Genomic DNA, 21,555 nt, shown 5'->3' with positions numbered 1-21,555 from the left:
CCTGAGCCCGTCCCTCCTACGTGATGGAACGGGTCAGCGACGGGTCAGCGACGTGGCAGATATTGCAGCGGATCGACAGGTTTACCTTGGCGGCGAATCTCGAAGTGCAGCTTCACCCGGTCGGCCCCTGTGGACCCCATTTCGGCAATGCTTTGCCCGGCTTTGACCTGCTGCCCCTCCCGTACCAACAACCTGCGGTTATGACCGTAAGCACTTACGTAGGTGTCGCTGTGCTTGATGATGATCAATTCGCCGTAGCCCCGCAAACCACTCCCGGCGTACACCACCGATCCATCAGACGCAGCTAAAACAGGCTGTCCTAATTCCCCAGCTATATCAATGCCTTTATTCAAACTACCGTTTGAGGAAAAACGACTGATCACCGTACCGTTGGCCGGCCAGGCCCAGCCGCTGGCCGAGCGCGCCACCGGCTGAACCGGCGTGTTCACAGTTGCGCTGCCCGAGGGAGGCTTCGTCACCGTTACCGGCGTGCTGCTGGTCGTCCCAGCAGCCGGCGGCCGGGAGACGGCCGGTCTGGCAGTAGCCGCAGCAGCCGGCTGCGTCGGTCGCGGCGCGACAGCAACCTGCTGGCTGGCTGTCGGTGCCCGGCTGTCGAAACGGATGATCTGCCCCACCCGAATCAGGTAGGGATCGCGCAGACCGTTATGAGCGGCCAGCGCCTTCCAGTCCCAGCCGAAACGAAAGGCAATGGAATACAGCGTATCGCCACGCTGCACCACATACTGACCGGTACGTACCGGCTGACGCTGCGCCACCGTCGCCCTGCCCTGCCCCTGAGAGCGGTCGACCACTTCCACGCCTCCGGGCGGCGAGTTGGCACAACCACCCAGTAGCGCCAGCAGCATGGCAGGCGCCAGCACATGCAGAGGGTTCGATCCCCGTCTGGCCGAACGAATCACCCCAGGCTCCTTCTCAATTGCATCGCCCATTCAGGATACCGGTTGTCCGAGCGAAGCGGCACGCCGCCGCGCCAGCCATTCCAGCAACAGCACCAGCACCACCGCGCTGATTGCCAGACAGATGGCGAGCCCCGCCTGGTGTGCCTGCCCGGTCACCTCGACAAAGCGCTGCGGCAACAGATTCTCCTGAAGCAGCGGATAGGACTCACCGTGGCGATTGGTCTGCCAGGTCAGTGTCTGCTTCCAGGGCCAGACCTTGACCAGCGAACCGAGCATGAGCCCTGCCATGAAGGCCATGGTCAGATCACGCAGTCGCGACAACAACCAGGTCAGAAAGCGAGAGAAGACCAGCAGGCCCAGTGCACAACCTGCACTGAAAAGGGCCAGCACCGGGATGTCGAGATTCTTCACCGCCCCCAGTACAACCGGATACAGTCCCAGCAGCACCAGGATGAAACTGCCGGAAATTCCTGGCAGCAGCATGGCGCTGATGGCAATGGCACCCGCAATAAAGAGGATCAGCGGATCTGCGGCCAGCTGCATGGGCGCCGACAGAGTGATGAACAACGCCAGCGCAAGGCCCAGCGCAGCAACCACCAGGCAGACAGGTCGCCAGACGCTCACTTCACGCCCCACCAGATAGACCGAGACCAGCACCAGGCCGAAGAAAAAGGCCCAAAGCAGCACCGGATGTGCCGCCATCAGATAGCTGATCAGTTTGGCCAAGGTAAAGATGCTGGTCAGAATGCCGAGCATCAGCACCAGCAGGAAGGTAGCGTCACAACGTCTCCAGGCATCACTGATACGGCCGCGAAGCAGCAGCAGAAATGCCTCCGGCATCGCAGCGAAGGCAGCCAGCAAGCGGTGATAGATGCCAGTGATCAGCGCCACCGTGCCCCCGGAGAAGCCCGGCACCACATCCACGGCGCCCATGGCTAACCCCTTGCAGTACAACAGCAGGTTATCTTTCATCGTCCCTGGCCGACCTCACGACAATGGCCCGTTGAGTAGCGGCACGAAGCGCACCGGATCAAGCTCGTGCTGGGTGAAACCACCATGTTCCTCACGCACGATCAACAGCAACTGCTGCACATCGCCACTGCCCACCGGGATGACCATCCGCCCGCCTGGCGCCAGCTGATCCAGCAGCGCCTGCGGCACGTTGGCGGCGGCCGCTGTGACGATGATGCCGTTGTAAGGACCAAGGGCATTCCAGCCCTCCCAGCCATCGCCCCAGCGAAAGACCACGTTGCGCAGCTTGAGTTCGACCAGTCGTTCCTTGGCACGATCCTGCAGCACCTGAATGCGCTCCACCGAGAATACACGCTCTACCAGTTGCGCCAGCACGGCGGTCTGGTAGCCGGACCCGGTGCCGATTTCCAGAACCTTGTCCAGTGGACCGGCAGCCAGCAGCAGCTCGGTCATGCGGCCGACCATGTACGGCTGGGAAATCGTCTGGTTATGACCGATGGGCAACGCGGTGTCCTCATAGGCCCGGTGCGCCAGCGCCTCGTCGACGAACAGATGGCGCGGTGTACGGCGGATTACTTCCAGTACCCGCGCGTTGGACAGCCCCTCCTCGTAGAGGCGCTGGATCAATCGCTCACGGGTACGCTGCGAGGTCATGCCGATCCCGCTGAGTTGCATATCGTCCTGGCCACGCATCAGAAAATGCCCTCCAACCAGCCATCCATAGTTTCGAGAGCCTCATTGAACGTGCGATCAAGCCTTAGCGGCGTGATCGATACATACCCCTGCATCACGGCGTGGAAATCGGTGCCATGGCTACCGTCTTCGACATCGCCGGCAGCCGCGATCCAGTAACCCTCCTTGCCGCGCGGGTTGACCACCTTGACCGGCGCTGCTGCACGCGCGCGGTGACCGAGACGGGTCAGCTGCACACCACGAATATGCTCGATAGGCAGATTCGGCACATTGACGTTGAGTACGGTACGCGGCGGCAGTTCAAGACGCTCGTGCGCTTCGATCAGCTTGCGGGCGAAATAGGCGGCGGTCGGCAGATTGTCCGGAAGACGCGACAGCAACGAAAAGGCGAATGCCGGCCTGCTCAGGAAACGACCTTCCAGCGCGGCGGCGACTGTGCCGGAATAGAGCACGTCATCACCCAGATTGGCCCCCAGGTTGATACCGGAAACGACCATATCCGGAGTCTGTTCGAGCAGACCGTTCAACCCCAGGTGCACGCAATCGGTCGGCGTACCGTTGAGGCTGATGTAACCGTTGCCAAGTGTCATTGGATGCAGCGGACGATCAAGTGTCAGCGCGCTGCTGACACCGCTCTTGTCTTCGGCAGGAGCGATCACCACACACTCGGCGTAGTCGGCCAGCGCCTGGTGCAACGCGGCGATACCGGGCGCGTTCACCCCGTCGTCGTTGGAAATCAGAATTCGCATGGAGTATCCGTCTGCCCTGCTGGCACCAGATCGAGCAATTCGCGCACCACCACGGTAGCGAAACACCCGGCCGGCAGGACGAATGCAAGTTGCAGAATATCGGGCTCGGGATAATGCCACGACAGGCCGCCGATGGGGAGGCGCAGAATTCGCCGTTCGTGCGCCATGTCCGCCTTGATCAGCCATTGCACCAGCTGCGCGGCCTCATCGGCCACCTCTTGCTCCAGCTGCTGGGTGGTGCCACCGGTCGGCAGCGGACCATCCCCCCACAGCGGCCCGGTGGGATGCAGATCGAGAATGGCCAGGCGCGGATCAGTACATTCCTCCTCGCCCGCCATGAAGAAACTGCGGCTGCCGGTAAAAGCCAGCAGATCGCCAACCTGCGCCTGATTCCAGGTACCGGCTGCCACCCGCCTGGCCAGCACCTGATTGAACAGGTAGCTGCGCGCGGCCGAGAGCAGACGCGATCGCAGATTGCGCTGAACAGGCAGCTCCTGACGCGAGGCGAAATCGCGCGCCTGCTCGACGTTGCCGCCATCGAAGCCGAAGCGCTGCAGGCCGAAGTAGTTGGGCACGCCCTGCGCGGCGATACGTTGCAGGCGCCGCTCAAGGGCATCCCGGTCAGCGTCGAGCGCCGTCAGGCGCAGGGTGAAACCGTTGGCGGAATGGGCGCCACGCTGCAGCTTGCGGTTATGCCGCTGACTGCGCAGGACGCGCAGATCATCCCCTTGCGCGGCTGCCAGGTCGGGATCGGCCTTGCCCGGCAGGTGCAGGCTGAACCACTGCCGGGTCAGCGCCTGGCGATCCTTGAGCCCCGCGTAACTGACCGCCTTGAGCGGCAGGCCGGCGGCACGGGCGATGCGACGGGCCGCTTCTTCGGTATTCAGACCGCGCTTTTCCACCCAAAGCCACAGGTGTTCACCCTGGTTCGTAAGCGGGATATCCAGCACCTCATCGACCTGGAAATCCTCGGCCGTAGCCTTGAGCACGGCGCGGCCACAAGGCTCGCCATGGGCGCGCGGTCCAAGCAGTTGCAGCTCGTTCATGCCTTGACCAGCAAGGCGACGGCGTGCACCGCAATACCTTCCTCACGCCCGGTGAAGCCAAGCTTCTCGGTGGTAGTGGCCTTGACGTTGACCTGATCCAGTTCGACGCCAAGGTCTTCGGCAATACGCTCACGCATGTTCGGGATATGCGGCGCCATCTTCGGCGCCTGGGCGATGATGGTGGCGTCGACATTGCCCACCACGTAGCCCTTGCCGCGTACCAGGCCCATCACATGACGCAGCAGCGCGCGGCTGTCGGCGCCCTTGAAGGTCGGATCGGTATCGGGGAAATGCTTGCCGATATCGCCCAGCGCCACCGCGCCGAGCAGGGCATCGCTCAGCGCGTGCAGCAGCACGTCACCGTCGGAGTGAGCGACAAGACCAAACTTATGGGGAATCCGTACGCCGCCGAGGGTGATGAAATCGCCTTCGCCGAAGCGGTGTACGTCATAGCCATGACCGATACGCATAAAGAACAACGCCCTGAAAAAGTCAGGGCGTGATTCTAACCGCATTGCTCCGCAACCCGGATGAAATCCGGGAAATTCGCCCAGAGAGCGGACTATGCCTGGTGCAACGCCTGCGCGTGGTAGCGCAGATGATCGTCAATGAAGCTGGCGATGAAGTAATAGCTGTGGTCATAGCCCGGCTGCATGCGCAGAGTCAGCGGATGGCCGGCGGCCTTGGCCGCCGCCTGCAGGGCCTGGGGCTTGAGCTGGACGTCGAGGAAGTCGTCGCGGTCGCCCTGGTCCACCAAGATCGGCAGCTTCTCCGTGGCCTCGGCCAGCAGCGCGCAGGCATCCCATTCGCGCCAGCGCGAACGGTCGTCGCCGAGGTAGTTGGAGAAGGCCTTCTCGCCCCAGGGGCAGTTGAACGGGTTGCTGATCGGCGCGAAGGCCGAGACCGACTGGTAGCGGCCAGGATTCTTCAGCGCGCAGATCAGCGCACCGTGGCCCCCCATGGAGTGGCCGGCGATGCCGCGCCTGTCGCTGACCGGGAAATTGGCCTCAATCAGGGCCGGCAGCTCCTGCACCACGTAGTCGTACATGCGGTAGTGGCGCGCCCAGGGTTCCTGGGTGGCGTTGAGATAGAAGCCGGCGCCGAGGCCGAAATCCCAGGCCTTGTCCGGGTCATCCGGCACACCTTCACCACGCGGGCTGGTGTCCGGGGCGACGATGATCAGGCCGAGCTCGGCCGCCAGCTTCTGCGCGCCGGCCTTCTGCATGAAGTTTTCGTCGGTGCAGGTCAGGCCGGACAGCCAGTACAACACCGGCAGCCGGGCGCCCTGCTCCGCCTGCGGCGGCAGGTAGACGGCGAACACCATGTCGCAGTTGAGCGCGGTGGAGCGGTGACGGTAGCGCTTGTGCCAGCCGCCGCAGCTCTTGTTGCTGGAAACGATTTCGAGAGTCATGAGTGGCTCCGTCGAGCGCCGGGGGCTGCACGCCCCCCGGCCCGGCATCATCAGAAGTGGATAACGGTGCGAATGCTCTTGCCTTCATGCATCAGGTCAAAGGCGTCGTTGATCTGCTCCAGGCCCATGGTATGGGTGATGAAGGTATCCAGCGGGATTTCGCCGCTCTGCGACTTCTCGACGTAGCTGGACAGCTCGGTACGCCCCTTCACGCCACCGAAGGCACTGCCGCGCCAGACGCGGCCGGTCACCAGCTGGAACGGACGGGTGCTGATCTCGGCGCCGGCCGGTGCCACGCCGATGATGGTCGACTCGCCCCACCCCTTGTGACAGCACTCCAGCGCCGCACGCATCAGGTCGACATTGCCGACGCACTCGAAGCTGTAGTCCACGCCGCCATCGGTCATTTCGACGATCACATCCTGGATCGGCTTGTCATGCTCCTTCGGATTGACGAAATCGGTGGCACCCAGCTCGCGGGCCACGTCGAACTTGGACGGGTTGATATCGATGGCGATGATGCGCGAGGCCTTGGCCATCTTGGCACCGATGATCGCTGCCAGGCCGATACCGCCCAGGCCGAAGATGGCCACGGTAGCGCCCTCTTCCACTTTGGCGGTGTTGAGCACGGCGCCGATGCCGGTGGTGACGCCACAACCGAGCAGGCAGACCTTTTCCAGCGGCGCCTCCTTCGGAATCTTGGCCAGGGAAATTTCCGGCAGCACGGTGTACTCGGAGAAGGTCGAGCAGCCCATGTAGTGATAGATCGGCTGACCGTTGTAGCTGAAGCGGGTGGTGCCGTCCGGCATCAGACCCTTGCCCTGGGTGGCACGCACCTTCTGGCACAGGTTGGTCTTGCCCGACAGGCAGAATTTGCACTCGCGACATTCGGCGGTGTAGAGCGGAATCACATGATCGCCAACCTGCACGGACGTGACGCCCTCGCCTACCGCTTCGACGATGCCACCGCCCTCATGGCCCAGGATCGCTGGGAACACGCCTTCGGAATCGGCACCGGACAGGGTGTAGGCATCGGTATGGCACACACCGGTGGCGACGATGCGTACCAGCACCTCGCCGGCCTTCGGCGGCTCGACGTCCACCTCGACGATCTTCAGGGGCTCGTTCGGGGCAAAGGCGACGGCAGCACGGGACTTGATCATGACAGCTCTCCTGGGAGTCGTGGACAATGGCCGGCAGTCTAGTTCATGGCCAAAACGAGATAATCTCACCAAGAGCAAAACATTATTGCCATACAGGGATAATATTTCGCACCGATAAAGAGATGCCCCGAGGCAATCCGGGGCGTTTCCCTATTCTCCACTGGAAAGAATGCCTATGAGCCGCTGGGAAGGTCTGGACGAGTTCGTCGCGGTCGCAGAATGCGGCCAGTTCAGCGCGGCTGCCGAGCGGCTGGGCCTGTCCACCTCACAGGTCAGCCGTCAGGTAGCGCGCCTGGAAGATCGACTGCAAAGCCGCCTGTTCTACCGCAGCACCCGCCGCGTGGCCCTGACCGAAGCGGGTCAGCTGTTCCTGCAACACTGCCAGCGCTTGCAGGACGCCCGCGAAGAGGCATTGCGGGCGGTCGGCGACCTCGGCGCAGAGCCCAAGGGCCTGCTGCGCATGACCTGTGCGGTGGCGTACGGCGAACGCTTCATCGTGCCGCTGGTGAACGATTTCATGGCCCGTCATCCGCAGTTGCGGGTGGATATCGAGTTGTCCAACCGTCAGCTCGACCTGCTGCACGAAGGCCTGGACCTGGCCATTCGCCTGGGGCGCCTGCAGGACTCGCGGCTGATGGCGGCACGCCTGGCACCCCGCGAAATGTATCTGTGCGCCGCTCCCGAATACCTGCAGCGCTACGGTCGTCCGCATTCTTTGTCAGAGCTGGCCCGTCATAACTGCCTGATCGGTAGCAGCGAGCACTGGAGCTTTGCCGAAAATGGCCGGGAAACCCAGGTGCGTGTGCAGGGCAACTGGCGCTGCAACAGCGGCCAGGCCGTGCTCGACGCAGCCCTGCGTGGGTTCGGCCTTTGCCAGTTGCCGGACTACTACGTGCTCGAACACCTGCGCAGCGGACGGCTGATCTCCCTGCTGGAGCAGCACCGCCCACCCAATACCGCGGTCTGGGCGCTCTACCCGCAGCAACGTCACCTGTCGCCAAAGGTACGCCAGCTGATCGACGCGCTGCGCCTTGGCCTGAGCCAGCGTGCCGAGTACCTAGATCCGGCCTGATGCTCTGCAACAATCTTGTCACCAGGCTGAACCGTCATGGAATGTCACAAGCCGGGGCGAAACTTGAACGAGGCAACCGCGTCACAACCAGTGCCCCCCCGGCAAAGGGGCCTCACGAACTCACCAGCATGAGGAAATGGTTATGCAGGTTCTGGTCAACAGCGGTAAGCACGTCGCCTCTTCGATGGCCTTCCAGGAAGACATCAGCAGTCGCGTCCGCAGCAAACTCCAACGCTACGAGGACCACCTCACCCGGATCGAGGTCCACCTTTCCGATGAGAATGCGCTCAAGAGCGGTCCTCAGGACAAGCGTTGCAAGGTCGAGGCGCGGATGAAGGGCCGCGATCCGCTGACGGTATCCCACGATGCCGAAGAACTGCATCAGGCCATCGATGGTGCCATGAACAAGCTGAGCCACGCACTGGATCGCAACCTGGGCAAGGATGCCAAGCGCTGGGCGCACTGACGCGCAAAGGGACTCAATGGCCGTGCGGCCATAAAGATTGCAGATAGTGCAGATCTTCCGGGCGGGTGACCTTGAGGTTATCCGCCCGGCCTTCGATCAGACGCGGCGCCTGCCCCGCCCACTCCATGGCCGAGGCCTCATCGGTAATCGCCACCCGCGCCTGCAGAGCCTTGCTCAGCGCGTCATGCAATGCGCCCAGGCGGAACATCTGCGGCGTGTAAGCCTGCCAGATCACGCTGCGATCCACGGTCTGTTCCACCCGGCCATCGGCCCCGGCACGCTTGAGCGTATCGCGCGCCGGCACCGCCAGCAGGCCACCCACCGGATCATCGGCCAGGCTTGTCAGCAGACGATCCAGGTCCTGCCGGACGAGATTGGGGCGCGCTGCGTCATGCACAAGCACCCAGTCCTCTGCACCTGCCCCCTCGGCAAGCAGTACCTGCAACCCGGCCAGTACCGAATCGGCCCGTTCACGACCACCCGGCGCGCGACGCACACGCGGATCACTGGCAACCGCAAGCTGCGGCCAGAACGGATCGTCCAGCGCCACGCACACCACCGCGCCCTGCAGGCCGGGATGATCGAGAAAGCAATGCAGGCTGTGTTCGAGAATGCAGCGCCCGGCGATCTCCAGGTACTGCTTGGGACGGTCGGCCGCCATGCGCGCGCCGACGCCAGCCGCCGGAATCACCAGCCAGAAGGAAGTGGTCATTCGGTAAGCAGGTAGAGGGTTTCACCCTCTTTGAGCATGCCCAGCTCCTGCCGCGCGCGCTCCTCGACGGTTTCCATGCCGCGCTTGAGCTCCATCACCTCGGCCTCGAGGATGCGGTTACGCTCCAGCAGGCGCTCGTTCTCGCCCTGCTGTTCGGCAATCTGCTGCTGCAGACGGCTTACCTGGGCCAGGCTGCCCTCACCGATCCACAGACGATACTGCAGACCGGCCAGCAACAGGATCAGCGCGATGAACAGCCAGTAGGGACTACGCATGGAGCGGCTCGCAGATTGAGTCATCGGCATGGTAGGGGCTGCGTTCATGCTTGAAAAGAAGCCGACTGATGAGTGACATGGGGTTTCTGTACCTGCATCCGTGCAATGGTTCCCAGAGATCGACGAAGCGTCCACGAAAAAGGGCGACTTGCGTCGCCCTTTTCTACCACGCAGTTGTTAGCCGCGGAACTCGGCACGGCCCTTGTATGGTGCCTTGCCACCCAGCTGCTCTTCGATACGCAGCAGTTGGTTGTACTTGGACACGCGATCGGAGCGGCATAGCGAACCAGTCTTGATCTGACCAGCGGCAGTACCCACGGCCAGGTCGGCGATAGTGCTGTCTTCGGTCTCGCCGCTGCGGTGCGAAATCACCGCGGTGAAGCCGGCGGCCTTGGCCATCTGGATGGCTTCCAGGGTCTCGGTCAGCGAGCCGATCTGGTTGAACTTGATCAGGATCGAGTTGCCGATCTTCTCGTCGATGCCGCGCTTGAGAATCTTGGTGTTGGTAACGAACAGGTCGTCGCCGACCAGCTGCACCTTCTCGCCGATCTTGTCGGTCAGCACTTTCCAGCCGGCCCAGTCGGACTCGTCCATGCCGTCTTCGATGGAGATGATCGGGTAACGCTGGGTCAGGCCGGCCAGGTAGTCGGCGAAACCTTCAGCGCTGAACACCTTGCCTTCGCCAGCCAGGTCGTACTGACCGTCCTTGTAGAATTCGGAGGAGGCGCAGTCCAGAGCCAGGGTGACGTCGTCGCCCAGTTTGTAGCCGGCGTTGGCCACTGCTTCGGCGATGGCAGCCAGGGCATCTTCGTTGGATGCCAGGTTCGGCGCGAAGCCGCCTTCGTCACCGACGGCAGTATTCAGGCCACGAGCCTTGAGCACGGCTTTCAGGTGATGGAAGATCTCGGCGCCCATGCGCAGGGCATCGGCGAAGGTCTTGGCACCAACCGGCTGGACCATGAATTCCTGAATGTCGACGTTGTTGTCGGCATGCTCGCCGCCATTGATGATATTCATCATCGGCACCGGCATGGAGTACACACCCGGCGTGCCGTTGAGGTCGGCGATGTGCGCGTACAGCGGCACACCCTTGGCCTGTGCAGCAGCCTTGGCAGCAGCCAGGGAGACGGCGAGGATGGCGTTGGCGCCCAGCTTGGCCTTGTTCTCGGTACCGTCGAGTTCGATCATCGCGCGGTCCAGAGCCTTCTGATCAGCCGCGTCCTTGCCCAGCAGCAGGTCGCGGATCGGGCCGTTGATGTTGGCGACGGCTTTCAGCACGCCCTTTCCCAGGTAACGGCTCTTGTCGCCGTCACGCAGCTCCAGCGCTTCGCGCGAGCCGGTGGAGGCGCCAGACGGAGCGCAAGCGCTGCCGACAATCCCACCTTCCAGAATTACATCGGCTTCCACAGTGGGGTTGCCACGGGAGTCGAGAACCTCACGACCCTTGATGTCGACGATCTTTGCCATTCTTGATAACGCTCCAAAGGTTGACGATAAGACGGCAGCAGCAGGCTGCACTGGGCCGCCGCCGCCCGAGGGCAGATCGACGGCTCACTCTGACTCACGGGTCAGGGGGATTTTGCTGGGGCGGCACTTTACCGGATTGCGCTCGGTTCAGGCAGTCTCGATTGGCGGAAAACTCTTCACCAGATCGTCAAGCTGCTTGAGCTGAGCGAGGAACGGCTCCAGCTTGTTCAGGCGCAAGGCGCATGGGCCGTCGCACTTGGCGTTCTCCGGATCCGGATGCGCCTCCAGGAACAGACCCGCCAGACCCTGGCTCATGCCGGCCTTGGCCAGATCGGTGACCTGGGCACGACGACCACCAGCGGAGTCGGAACGGCCACCCGGCATCTGCAGGGCATGGGTCACGTCGAAGAACACCGGGTATTCGAACTGCTTCATGATGCCGAAGCCGAGCATGTCCACCACCAGGTTGTTGTAACCGAAGGAGGAGCCGCGCTCGCAGAGAATCAGTTGGTCATTACCGGCCTCCTCGCACTTGCGCAGGATGTGTTTCATCTCCTGCGGGGCGAGGAACTGCGCCTTCTTGATATTGATCACCGCACCGGTCTTGGCCATGGCCACCACCAGATCGGTCTGCCGCGAAAGGAAGGCTGGCAGCTGGATGATGTCGCAAACCTCGGCTACGGCAGCAGCCTGATGCGGCTCGTGGACGTCGGTGATCACCGGCACGCCGAAGGTCTTCTTCACTTCCTCGAAGATCTTCATGCCCTCTTCCAGGCCCGGACCACGGAAGGAGGTGATGGAGGAGCGGTTGGCCTTGTCGAAGCTGGCCTTGAACACGTATGGGATGCCGAGCTTCTCGGTCACCCGTACGTATTCCTCGCAGGCCTGCATGGCCAGGTCACGCGATTCGAGTACGTTGATGCCACCGAACAGCACGAACGGCTTGTCGTTGGCGATCTCGATATCGCGGACCTTGATGATCTTCTGCGCCATGGGTCAGACCTTCTTCGCTTTCTGCGCCAGCGCAGCATTGACGAAACCACTGAACAGCGGGTGGCCGTCGCGCGGCGTGGAGGTGAATTCCGGGTGGAACTGGCAAGCGACGAACCAGGGGTGATCCGGCGCCTCGACCACTTCGACCAGCGCGCCGTCACCGGAACGACCAGTGACCTTCAGGCCCGCCTCGGTCAACGTCGGCAGCAGGTTGTTGTTCACTTCGTAACGGTGGCGGTGGCGCTCGACGATCACGTCCTTGCCATAGCAGCCATGCACCAGCGAGCCGGGCTGCAACTGACACTCCTGGGCACCCAGGCGCATGGTGCCGCCCAGGTCGGAGTTCACGCTGCGGGTTTCCACTTCGCCGGTCGCGTCCTGCCACTCGGTGATCAGGCCGACCACCGGGTGGCCGCTAGCCATGTCGAACTCGGAGGAGTTGGCATCGGCCCAGCCCACCACGTTACGGGCGTATTCGATCACCGCCACCTGCATGCCGAGGCAGATACCCAGGTACGGGATCTTGTTCTCGCGAGCGTACTGCACGGTCTTGATCTTGCCTTCCACGCCACGCAGACCGAAGCCGCCCGGCACCAGGATGGCGTCGACGCCTTCGAGCAGTGCCGTGCCCTGATTCTCGATGTCTTCGGAATCGATGTAGCGCAGGTTGACCTTGGTGCGGTTCTGGATGCCGGCGTGGCTCATCGCTTCGATCAGCGACTTGTACGCGTCCAGCAGCTCCATGTACTTGCCGACCATGGCGATGGTGACTTCTTTTTCCGGGTTGAGCTTGGCATCAACCACGCGATCCCACTCGGACAGGTCGGCCGGGCCACACTGCAGGCCGAACCGCTCGACGACGAAGTCGTCCAGGCCCTGGGCATGCAGCACGCCCGGGATCTTGTAGATGGTGTCGACGTCTTCCAGGCTGATCACCGCGCGCTCTTCGACGTTGGTGAACAGGGCGATCTTGCGACGCGATGACACATCGATCGGATGATCGGAACGGCACACCAGCACATCAGGCTGCAGGCCGATGGAACGCAGCTCCTTGACCGAGTGCTGAGTAGGCTTGGTCTTGGTCTCGCCGGCAGTGGCGATGTACGGTACCAGAGTCAGGTGCATCAGCATGGCGCGCTTGGCGCCCACTTCCACACGCAGCTGGCGAATGGCTTCGAGAAACGGCTGCGACTCGATGTCGCCCACGGTGCCGCCGATTTCCACCAAGGCCACGTCGGCATCACCGGCACCCTTGATGATGCGGCGCTTGATCTCGTCGGTGATGTGCGGGATGACCTGGATGGTGGCACCCAGGTAGTCACCACGGCGCTCCTTGCGCAGCACGTCTTCGTACACGCGGCCGGTGGTGAAGTTGTTGCTCTTGCTCATCGTGGTGCGGATGAAGCGCTCGTAGTGACCCAGGTCGAGGTCGGTCTCGGCGCCGTCGTGGGTGACGAACACCTCACCGTGCTGGAACGGGCTCATGGTGCCCGGATCGACGTTGATGTAAGGGTCCAGCTTGAGCATGGTGACCTTCAGGCCCCGCGCCTCCAGGATGGCCGCCAGTGAAGCCGAGGCGATGCCTTTCCCCAATGAAGAAACAACACCACCCGTGACGAAGATGTAGCGCGTCATGAAAAACCCTAGAAGTCTGCGTTTAAGCGGTCAGTGCCGCCGGGGAAAGCGAAGGAGCGCCATCGACAACACAATGGCAAGCTCGCCAAGCTCCCTGAGGGAGTCGGCAAAAGCTGTATTAAGACGGGAGCGTAGTCTACCCGAAAGGCCTTACCAGCTCAAACCTTGCGCGCCGATAGGCGGCGACCAGTGCAGATGCACCCCGCAGGTCTCTATTCCCGGCGCTTGCGTCAGATTCGCTATCGCCATCAGTTCATCGCCATCGAACAGCAGCGGCAGACGCGGACGGACGAATGCCGGCACGCGCATTTCATTGAGCAGACGCTTGAGGTCCCGCCTGCCACGCTCCGCCAACTGCAGCGACTCGCCACCCCGACGGTAACGCAGATGCCAGCGACCAGGCGGCAGCTCACCAGACAGATGCACGCGACCGTTGCCAGGCAGCTCGACCGGTCCGGCAAGCGGACCGACGGGTAGATCCAGCGGCTGCGGCGGTATCAGCCAGTCACCACTGAGCCACCACAAGCGACCATCGGCGCGGTGCAACTCACCCTCGGCCAGCTTCCAGATCGGTGTCGCATCCGTGGCCGCATCACGCAGGTCATACCAACCAGCCCAGTGATCGCTATCAGGCATTCGGCTCAACGGTGCCAACCAGTGCCTCAATAGATTGCGTTGCCGCGCATCACTCAGCGCGGCGACAGCCGCAAGATCCAGAGAGGGCAGCGGCAACCAGGGAAAGGCCGACTCGCCACGCGCTGTCGCCATATCCAGCAGCGCCAGCTCATCCAGCAGTTGCCCAGCTTCGCTCAGGTGACCGGCGCTGCGCGCAAAGTTTGCAGTGACCTGAGGCCAGCGCTCAGCCAGCAGCGGCATTACCTGCCTGCGCAGAAAATTGCGGCTGAAACGCTGGTCGGCATTGCTCGGGTCCTCGACCCAAACCAGACCATGACTTTGCGCATAAGCCTGCAACTCGGCGCGCGAGCAGTCGAGCAGCGGCCGCACCAGCACGCCTTGTCCCAGTGACCGACTGGCCGGCATGGCAGCCAGCCCGCGCACACCCGCACCCCGCAGCAAACGAAACAGCAGGGTTTCGGCCTGATCGTCACGATGCTGGGCGCCAAGCAACACTTCGCCCTGCCCCAGCCGATCACTGAATGCCGCGTAACGCGAACGCCGCGCGGCCTGCTCCATACTCGCGCCTGGCACCACTTGGACCCTGACGATTTCCAGAGGAATGTCCAACTGCTCGCAGACGCGCTCGCAATGCCCTGGCCAGGCATCGGCCGCCGCTTGCAGGCCGTGGTGAACATGCACGGCACTGAGCGGCGGCAATTGTTCCTGTCGCGCCCAGTCGGCGAGCAAATGCAGCAGCACGCTGGAATCCAGGCCACCGGAGAATGCGATACGCCAGGCAGGAACCGTACGCCATGGCTGCAAAGCCTGGCGCAGGCGTAGTTCGAGAGCAGTCATTGTTCAAGCTTAAACAACAACGGGCCCGAAGGCCCGTTGAGATGTGCACAGAACGACTCAGGCGATGCCGTAGCTCATCAGGCGATCATAACGGCGCTTGAGCAGTGCATCGGTATCATGCTCCTGCAGACTGGCCAGCTGCTTGATCAGCTCCTGACGGATCGACTCCGAGGCTGCGGCCGGATCACGGTGCGCGCCGCCCAGTGGTTCGGCGATAACCTGATCGACAATGCCCAGGTCCTTCAAACGCTCGGCAGTGATGCCCATGGCCTCGGCGGCATCCGGCGCCTTTTCGGCGGTACGCCACAGGATCGAGGCACAGCCTTCCGGCGAAATCACCGAATAGGTGGAGTACTGCAGCATGTTCAGCTGATCGCAGACGCCGATGGCCAGCGCACCGCCGGAACCACCCTCGCCGATCACGGTTGCGATGATCGGGGTTTTCAGACGCGCCATCACCCGCAGGTTCCAGGCAATGGCCTCGCTCTGGCCGCGCTCTTCGGCATCAATGCCCGGATAGGCGCCGGGAGTATCGATGAAGGTGAGAATCGGCATCTTGAAGCGCTCGGCCATTTCCATCAGACGGCAGGCCTTGCGATAGCCCTCGGGGCGCGGCATACCGAAGTTGCGGCGCACCTTCTCGCGCACTTCGCGGCCCTTCTGGTGACCGATGATCATCACCGGCTGATCACCCAGGCGCGCCACGCCACCAACGATGGCGGCGTCATCGGAGAAGTGACGGTCACCGTGCAGTTCATCGAACTCGGTGAAGATGTGCTGGATGTAGTCCAGGGTGTAGGGGCGGCGCGGATGGCGCGCGAGCTGCGCGATCTGCCAGCTGGTCAGATTGCCGAAGATGCTTTCGGTCAGGGCGCTGCTCTTGTCCTGCAGGCGGGCAATCTCGTCGCCGATGTTCAGCGCGTTGTCATTACCAACCAGACGTAGCTCTTCGATCTTGGCTTGCAGGTCGGCGATCGGCTGTTCGAAATCGAGGAAATTCGGGTTCATAGTCATCCGTCTTGCGTCGACGGCCAAGTGGCCGGGGAGCTGTATCCATTGGGCGCCCTACCTTAAGGGATAGGGCGCAGCGGGTCGACACCCTCGGGTGCCTCTGCTGTCACGAAGAGGAATTTTCCTCTCAGATATCAGCGGTAGTGCAAAAAGACGTTGTCGCGCCCGAACTGGTCACGCAATGCCTGAATCAAAGTGTCCGCCGGGTCGATTCGCCAGGCATCGCCGAATTGAAGCAAGGCGCGGGCCTCCTCGCCACTGTAGTCGACGGTCACCGGGCAGGCGCCCTTGTGCTTGCTGCACAGCTCGGCCAACCAGCGCAGGCGATCACCCTTGAGCGCGTCGCTTGCCACCTTTACCCGCAGGCTGTCAGCCAGACTGGTACGCGCTTCTTCAAGGCTCATCACGCGCTTGGCGCGCAGACGCAGGCCGCCGGAAAAGTCGTCATTGCTCACTTCACCCTCGACCACCACCAGCGCGTCGTTCTGCAGCAGAGCCTGGTTACTGGCGAAAGCATCGGCGAACAGCGACGCTTCGATGCGGCCGGAGCGGTCGTCGAGGGTAATGAAGCCCATCTTGTCGCCCTTCTTGTTCTTCATCACCCGCAGGTTGACGATCATCCCGGCAATGGTCTGGGTATCGCGCGCCGGCTTCAGCTCGACAATGCGCTGACGGGCGAAACGACGGATCTCGCCTTCGTATTCGTCGATGGGGTGACCGGACAGGTAGATGCCCAGGGTGTCCTTTTCGCCTTTCAGACGCTCCTTGATCGGCAGTTCGCGAGCCTTGCGGTGGTTGGCGTAGACGTCTGCCTCGGGCTCGGCAAACAGGCCGCCGAACAGGTCCATGTGACCACTTTCGGCGCTACGAGCGGTCTGCTCGGCAGACTGCACGGCCTCCTCCATGGAAGCCAGCAGCACGGCGCGGTTCTTGTCCACGCTGGCCTGGTAGGCCTTGAGCTCGTCCTGGTAATACGGACCCAGGCGATCCAGCGCACCACTGCGAATCAGCGCTTCCAGGGTGCGCTTGTTGATGCGCTTGAGGTCGACGCGGTTGCAGAAGTCGAACAGATCCTTGAACGGCCCGCCTTCAGCACGGCATTCGACGATGGCCTCGACCGGCCCCTCGCCCACACCCTTGACCGCGCCGAGACCGTAGACGATACGACCATCGTCATTGACGGTGAACTTGAACTCGGACACGTTCACGTCCGGCGGATCGATGCGCAACTTCATGTTGCGACACTCCTCCACCAGGATCACCACCTTGTCGGTGTTGTGCATATCCGCCGACAGCACCGCAGCCATGAATGGTGCCGGGTAATGCGCCTTGAGCCAGGCAGTCTGGTACGAAACCAGGCCGTAGGCGGCGGAGTGCGACTTGTTGAAGCCGTAACCGGCAAATTTTTCCACCAGGTCGAAGATGTTGCCCGCCAGCTCGGCATCGATGCCGTTGTTCGCGCAGCCCTCGATGAAGCCGCCGCGCTGCTTGGCCATCTCCTCGGGCTTCTTCTTGCCCATGGCGCGGCGCAGCATGTCCGCACCGCCGAGGGTGTAACCAGCCATCACCTGAGCGATCTGCATCACCTGCTCCTGGTACAGGATGATGCCGTAAGTGGGCTTGAGCACCGGCTCCAGGCCGGCGTACTGATAGTCCGGGTGCGGATAGGACAGTTCGGCACGGCCGTGCTTGCGGTTGATGAAGTCGTCCACCATGCCGGATTGCAGCGGACCGGGGCGGAACAGAGCCACCAGTGCGATCATGTCTTCCAGACAGTCGGGCTTGAGCTTCTTGATCAGTTCCTTCATGCCGCGCGATTCAAGCTGGAAGACTGCAGTGGTCTCCGCCTTCTGCAGCATGTCGTAGGTTTTCTTGTCATCCAGGGGGATAAAGTCGATGTTGACCAGTTCCTCGTCCGAGGCGCCATCGCGCTTCTGGATGCGATGAATGGTCTCCATCGCCCACTTGATGATGGTCAGGGTACGCAGACCGAGGAAGTCGAACTTGACCAGGCCGGCCTGTTCGACGTCGTCCTTGTCGAACTGTGTCACCAGACCACCACCCTCCTCGTCACAGGCGATTGGCGAGAAGTCGGTGAGTTTGGTCGGCGCGATCACCACGCCACCGGCGTGCTTGCCGGTACCGCGGACGATACCTTCGAGCTTGAGCGACATGTCCCAGATTTCCTGGGCTTCCTCGTCGTTCTTGAGGAACTCGCGCAGCGGCTCCTCCATCTCGTAGGCCTTCTCCAGAGTCATGCCGACTTCGAAGGGAATCATTTTCGACAGGCGATCGGCCAGGCCGTAGGACTTACCCTGCGCGCGCGCCACGTCGCGCACCACGGCCTTGGCCGCCATCGAGCCGAAGGTGATGATCTGACTCACCGCGTTGCGCCCGTATTTCTCGGCCACGTAGTCGATCACCCGGTCACGACCATCCATGCAGAAGTCGACGTCGAAGTCGGGCATGGAAATACGTTCAGGGTTGAGGAAGCGTTCGAACAGCAGGTCGTAGGCCAGCGGATCGAGGTCGGTGATCTTCAACACGTAGGCCACCAGCGAGCCGGCACCCGACCCCCGGCCAGGACCGACCGGCACGCCGTTGTTCTTGGCCCACTGGATGAAGTCCATAACGATCAGGAAGTAACCGGGGAAACCCATCTGGATGATGATATCGAGCTCGAAGTTGAGACGGTCGACATAGACCTGCCTCTTCGCCTCGTAGTCCGGCGTGTCCTTGGGCAGCAGTACCTTGAGACGCTCTTCGAGGCCCTCGAAGGAGGCATGACGCAGGTAGTCGTCGATACCCATGCCATTGGGCGTGGGGAAATCGGGCAGGAAGTATTTGCCGAGCTGCACTTCGATATTGCAGCGTTTGGCGATCTCGACGGTGTTTTCCAGCGCCTCCGGCAAGTCGGAAAACAGCTCCCACATTTCTGCGGCGTTTTTCAGGTACTGCTGATCGGAGTAATTGCGCGGCCGGCGCGGATCGTCCAGGGTGCGGCCTTCACCGATACAGACGCGCGTTTCGTGCGCTTCGAAGTCATCCTGCTTGATGAAACGCACATCGTTGGTGGCTACCAGCGGCGCCTCGACACGATCGGCCAGGGCCACGGCCGCGTGCAGGTATTCTTCATCACCGACACGACTGGTGCGCTGCACTTCCAGATAGAAACGGTCCGGAAACGCCGCCATCCACTCGCGCAGGCGCGTTTCGGCCAGCGCCTCATCACCGGCCAGCAACGCCTGGCCGACCTCGCCCTCCCGCGCACCGGACAATGCGATCAGACCCTCGGCAGCGTCCTTGACCCAGTCGCGCTGGATGATCACCAGATCGTTGCTCTGCCCTTCGGCCCAGCCGCGGGAGATCAGCTCGGTAAGATTACGGTAACCCTTGGCATTCATCACCAGCAAGGTCAGGCGAGTCAGCGGGCCGTCTTCCTCGGCGCTGGCCATCCAGATATCGGCACCGCAGATGGGCTTGACGCCGGCGCCCATGGCGGCCTTGTAGAACTTCACCAGCGAGCACATGTTGCTCATATCGGTGACGGCCACCGCCGGCATGCCGGCCCCGGCGACAGCCTTGATCAGCGGTTTGACCCGTACCAGACCATCGACCAGGGAGTATTCGGTGTGCAGACGCAGGTGGACGAAAGCTTGGGTCATGGGCGGCCTTGCAGGTGAAAACGACAAAGCGCCGATTGTAGCCTAAGAGGGTCTGGCTTAGGGCCAGAGGTTCAGATCGCAGCGACGATGCAATTTGCGGCCGCAGGCTCGAGCAGCGCGCGTACCGGAGCGAAGGAACGCCGATGGATGGGCGTCGGCCCCAGACGCTGCAGCGCTTCGAGATGAACGGGAGTGGGATAGCCCTTGTGACCGGCGATTCCGTAGCCGGGGTAGAGACGGTCCATCTCGACCATCTCGCGGTCTCGGCTGACCTTGGCCAGGATCGAGGCGGCGGCAATGGCCGGCACCCGACTGTCGCCCTTGACCACCGGAGCACTGGGTACTGCAAGCTTGGGGCAGCGATTGCCATCGATCAGCGCCAGTTTCGGCATCACATTCAAACCCTCGACAGCCCGCTGCATCGCCAGCATGGTGGCATGCAGGATGTTCAGGCGGTCGATTTCCTCCACTTCGGCGCGGGCGATGCACCAGGCCAGGGCCTTCTCGCGGATCTCGTCGAACAGCACTTCGCGGCGCGCTTCGGTGAGCTTCTTCGAGTCGTTCAGCCCCATGATCGGCCGCGCCGGATCGAGAATCACCGCCGCCGTCACCACGGCGCCACAAAGCGGGCCACGGCCGACTTCGTCAACGCCGGCGACCAGCTCTTCCACCAACGTGAAGTCGAGTCCCAGCTGCATCAGGCTCGCCCAGCCAGTCTGAGCACAGCGTCAGCCGCCGACACCGAAGCGTCGCAGCGCAATGCACGATGGATCACATCGAAACCCTCGGTCTGCACCTGCCCCCCGTCGATCAGCGGCGCCACGGCCTGAGCCAGCGCATCCGGCGTGGCCGCGTCCTGAATCAGCTCGGGTACCAGCAAACGCTCGGCCAGCAGGTTGGGCAACGAGATATAGGGACTTTTCACCAGACGCTTGAGGATCCGATAGGTCAGCGGCGCCACGCGGTAGGCCACCACCATCGGACGCTTGTACAGCAATGCCTCCAGAGTCGCGGTACCGGAGGCGATCAGCACCGCATCGCAAGCGGCCAGCACCTCATGGGATCGACCGTCGAGCAGCGTCAAAGGCAGGTCACGCCCGGCGAGCATCTGCTCCAGTTGCGCGCGGCGTTCGGGCGTGGCGCAAGGCAGGAGGAAACGAACACCGGGGCGCAGTGCACGCAGGCGGATCGCGGCGTCTAGAAACAGCTCGCCGAGGCGCGCAACCTCACCGCCGCGACTCCCCGGCATCAGGGCGATCACAGGCTCATCCTGCGGCAGATCCAGCGCTTCGCGCGCAGCGGCACGGTCCGCTTGCTGCGGTATCGCGTCGGCCAGCGGATGACCGACGAAGCGCACCGGCACCTGATGCGCATCGTAGAACTGCGCCTCGAAGGGAAACAGGGTCAGCATCAGGTCGCAGGCTTCACGAATCTTCAGCACCCGCTTCTGCCGCCAGGCCCAGACCGAAGGGCTGACGTAATGCACGGTCTTGATACCGGCACGGCGCAGCTTGAGTTCCAGGCCCAGGTTGAAGTCGGGCGCATCGATGCCGATGAACACGTCCGGCTGCGCCGCAATGAGGTCACGAGCGAGCTGACGGCGGCGACCGAGCAGTTCAAACAGCCGGCCGAGCACTTCGACCAGCCCCATGACTGCCAGACGCTCCATGGGGAAGTAGGATTTCAGCCCCTCGGCCTCCATGCGCGCGCCACCGACGCCGATGAACTCGGCATCCGGATAGCGTTGCTTGATGGCCTGCATCAGGCCTGAGCCGAGGATGTCACCGGACGCCTCACCGGCGACCAGTGCGACGCGAAGGGGTCTGGCCATA

20 protein-coding genes are annotated in these 21,555 nt (G+C 62.7%); 2 read left to right on the top strand and 18 right to left on the bottom strand.

Annotation, left to right across the window (positions count from 1 at the left end; all coding sequences use genetic code 11):
• Positions 1-44: 44 nt before the first annotated feature.
• From OEG79_RS07075 to OEG79_RS07040, 8 genes are all read right to left on the bottom strand, one after another.
• Positions 45-866 carry a peptidoglycan DD-metalloendopeptidase family protein gene (locus tag OEG79_RS07075; RefSeq protein ID WP_264148688.1) on the bottom strand — a complete coding sequence of 274 codons (822 nt, stop codon included), beginning with the start codon at positions 864-866 and terminating at the stop codon, positions 45-47.
• 84 nt (positions 867-950) lie between these two features.
• A complete protein-coding gene (locus tag OEG79_RS07070) occupies positions 951-1,892 on the bottom strand; it encodes a DUF368 domain-containing protein (protein ID WP_264148077.1) in 942 nt (313 codons plus the stop codon).
• A 15-nt stretch (positions 1,893-1,907) separates the two neighbouring features.
• Complete coding sequence (locus OEG79_RS07065; protein WP_264148687.1) at positions 1,908-2,546, bottom strand: protein-L-isoaspartate(D-aspartate) O-methyltransferase; 639 nt, start codon at positions 2,544-2,546, stop codon at positions 1,908-1,910.
• Positions 2,547-2,584: 38 nt separating this feature from the next.
• Complete coding sequence (gene surE, locus OEG79_RS07060; protein ID WP_264148076.1) at positions 2,585-3,334, bottom strand: 5'/3'-nucleotidase SurE; 750 nt, start codon at positions 3,332-3,334, stop codon at positions 2,585-2,587.
• A complete protein-coding gene (gene truD / locus OEG79_RS07055) occupies positions 3,322-4,380 on the bottom strand; it encodes a tRNA pseudouridine(13) synthase TruD (protein WP_264148075.1) in 1,059 nt (352 codons plus the stop codon). The genes surE and truD overlap by 13 nt, the downstream gene beginning before the upstream one ends.
• Complete coding sequence (gene ispF, locus OEG79_RS07050) at positions 4,377-4,850, bottom strand: 2-C-methyl-D-erythritol 2,4-cyclodiphosphate synthase (RefSeq protein WP_264148074.1); 474 nt, start codon at positions 4,848-4,850, stop codon at positions 4,377-4,379. The genes truD and ispF overlap by 4 nt, the downstream gene beginning before the upstream one ends.
• A gap of 92 nt (positions 4,851-4,942) precedes the next feature.
• Positions 4,943-5,791, bottom strand: coding sequence for an S-formylglutathione hydrolase (fghA, locus tag OEG79_RS07045; RefSeq protein ID WP_264148073.1), 849 nt, complete (start codon positions 5,789-5,791; stop codon positions 4,943-4,945).
• 50 nt (positions 5,792-5,841) lie between these two features.
• On the bottom strand, positions 5,842-6,954 hold the full coding sequence (locus tag OEG79_RS07040; RefSeq protein ID WP_264148072.1) for an S-(hydroxymethyl)glutathione dehydrogenase/class III alcohol dehydrogenase: 1,113 nt from the start codon (positions 6,952-6,954) through the stop codon (positions 5,842-5,844).
• Positions 6,955-7,129: 175 nt separating this feature from the next.
• Between OEG79_RS07040 and OEG79_RS07035 the strand changes: the two genes are divergently transcribed.
• A complete protein-coding gene (locus OEG79_RS07035) occupies positions 7,130-8,026 on the top strand; it encodes a LysR substrate-binding domain-containing protein (protein WP_264148071.1) in 897 nt (298 codons plus the stop codon).
• A gap of 142 nt (positions 8,027-8,168) precedes the next feature.
• Complete coding sequence (gene hpf, locus OEG79_RS07030; protein ID WP_264148070.1) at positions 8,169-8,492, top strand: ribosome hibernation-promoting factor, HPF/YfiA family; 324 nt, start codon at positions 8,169-8,171, stop codon at positions 8,490-8,492.
• A 13-nt stretch (positions 8,493-8,505) separates the two neighbouring features.
• Here hpf and ispD read toward each other — a convergent pair whose 3' ends face one another.
• From ispD to lpxB, 10 genes are all read right to left on the bottom strand, one after another.
• The gene (ispD, locus tag OEG79_RS07025) at positions 8,506-9,204 is read right to left on the bottom strand and encodes a 2-C-methyl-D-erythritol 4-phosphate cytidylyltransferase (RefSeq protein WP_264148069.1); all 699 of its coding nucleotides are present in this window, start codon (positions 9,202-9,204) and stop codon (positions 8,506-8,508) included.
• On the bottom strand, positions 9,201-9,479 hold the full coding sequence (locus OEG79_RS07020; RefSeq protein WP_264148068.1) for a septum formation initiator family protein: 279 nt from the start codon (positions 9,477-9,479) through the stop codon (positions 9,201-9,203). The genes ispD and OEG79_RS07020 overlap by 4 nt, the downstream gene beginning before the upstream one ends.
• Positions 9,480-9,656: 177 nt before the next feature.
• A complete protein-coding gene (gene eno, locus OEG79_RS07015) occupies positions 9,657-10,946 on the bottom strand; it encodes a phosphopyruvate hydratase (protein ID WP_264148067.1) in 1,290 nt (429 codons plus the stop codon).
• 147 nt (positions 10,947-11,093) lie between these two features.
• Complete coding sequence (gene kdsA / locus OEG79_RS07010; protein WP_264148066.1) at positions 11,094-11,939, bottom strand: 3-deoxy-8-phosphooctulonate synthase; 846 nt, start codon at positions 11,937-11,939, stop codon at positions 11,094-11,096.
• A 3-nt stretch (positions 11,940-11,942) separates the two neighbouring features.
• Positions 11,943-13,574, bottom strand: a complete 1,632-nt coding sequence (locus tag OEG79_RS07005; RefSeq protein ID WP_264148065.1) for a CTP synthase — start codon at positions 13,572-13,574, stop codon at positions 11,943-11,945.
• A 150-nt stretch (positions 13,575-13,724) separates the two neighbouring features.
• Positions 13,725-15,047, bottom strand: coding sequence for a tRNA lysidine(34) synthetase TilS (tilS, locus tag OEG79_RS07000; protein ID WP_264148064.1), 1,323 nt, complete (start codon positions 15,045-15,047; stop codon positions 13,725-13,727).
• Positions 15,048-15,104: 57 nt separating this feature from the next.
• On the bottom strand, positions 15,105-16,055 hold the full coding sequence (locus tag OEG79_RS06995; RefSeq protein WP_264148063.1) for an acetyl-CoA carboxylase carboxyltransferase subunit alpha: 951 nt from the start codon (positions 16,053-16,055) through the stop codon (positions 15,105-15,107).
• Positions 16,056-16,192: 137 nt separating this feature from the next.
• Entirely contained in the window at positions 16,193-19,723 is a 3,531-nt protein-coding gene (gene dnaE / locus OEG79_RS06990) for a DNA polymerase III subunit alpha (protein WP_264148062.1), read from the bottom strand.
• Positions 19,724-19,794: 71 nt separating this feature from the next.
• On the bottom strand, positions 19,795-20,421 hold the full coding sequence (gene rnhB, locus OEG79_RS06985; protein ID WP_264148061.1) for a ribonuclease HII: 627 nt from the start codon (positions 20,419-20,421) through the stop codon (positions 19,795-19,797).
• Complete coding sequence (gene lpxB, locus OEG79_RS06980) at positions 20,421-21,554, bottom strand: lipid-A-disaccharide synthase (protein WP_264148060.1); 1,134 nt, start codon at positions 21,552-21,554, stop codon at positions 20,421-20,423. The genes rnhB and lpxB overlap by 1 nt, the downstream gene beginning before the upstream one ends.
• Between the last annotated feature and the right edge of the window lies 1 nt (position 21,555).

Source organism: Pseudomonas sp. Z8(2022), from assembly GCF_025837155.1.
Classification (GTDB): Bacteria; Pseudomonadota; Gammaproteobacteria; order Pseudomonadales; family Pseudomonadaceae; genus Aquipseudomonas.
This window is presented reverse-complemented; position numbering and strand designations above follow the sequence as displayed.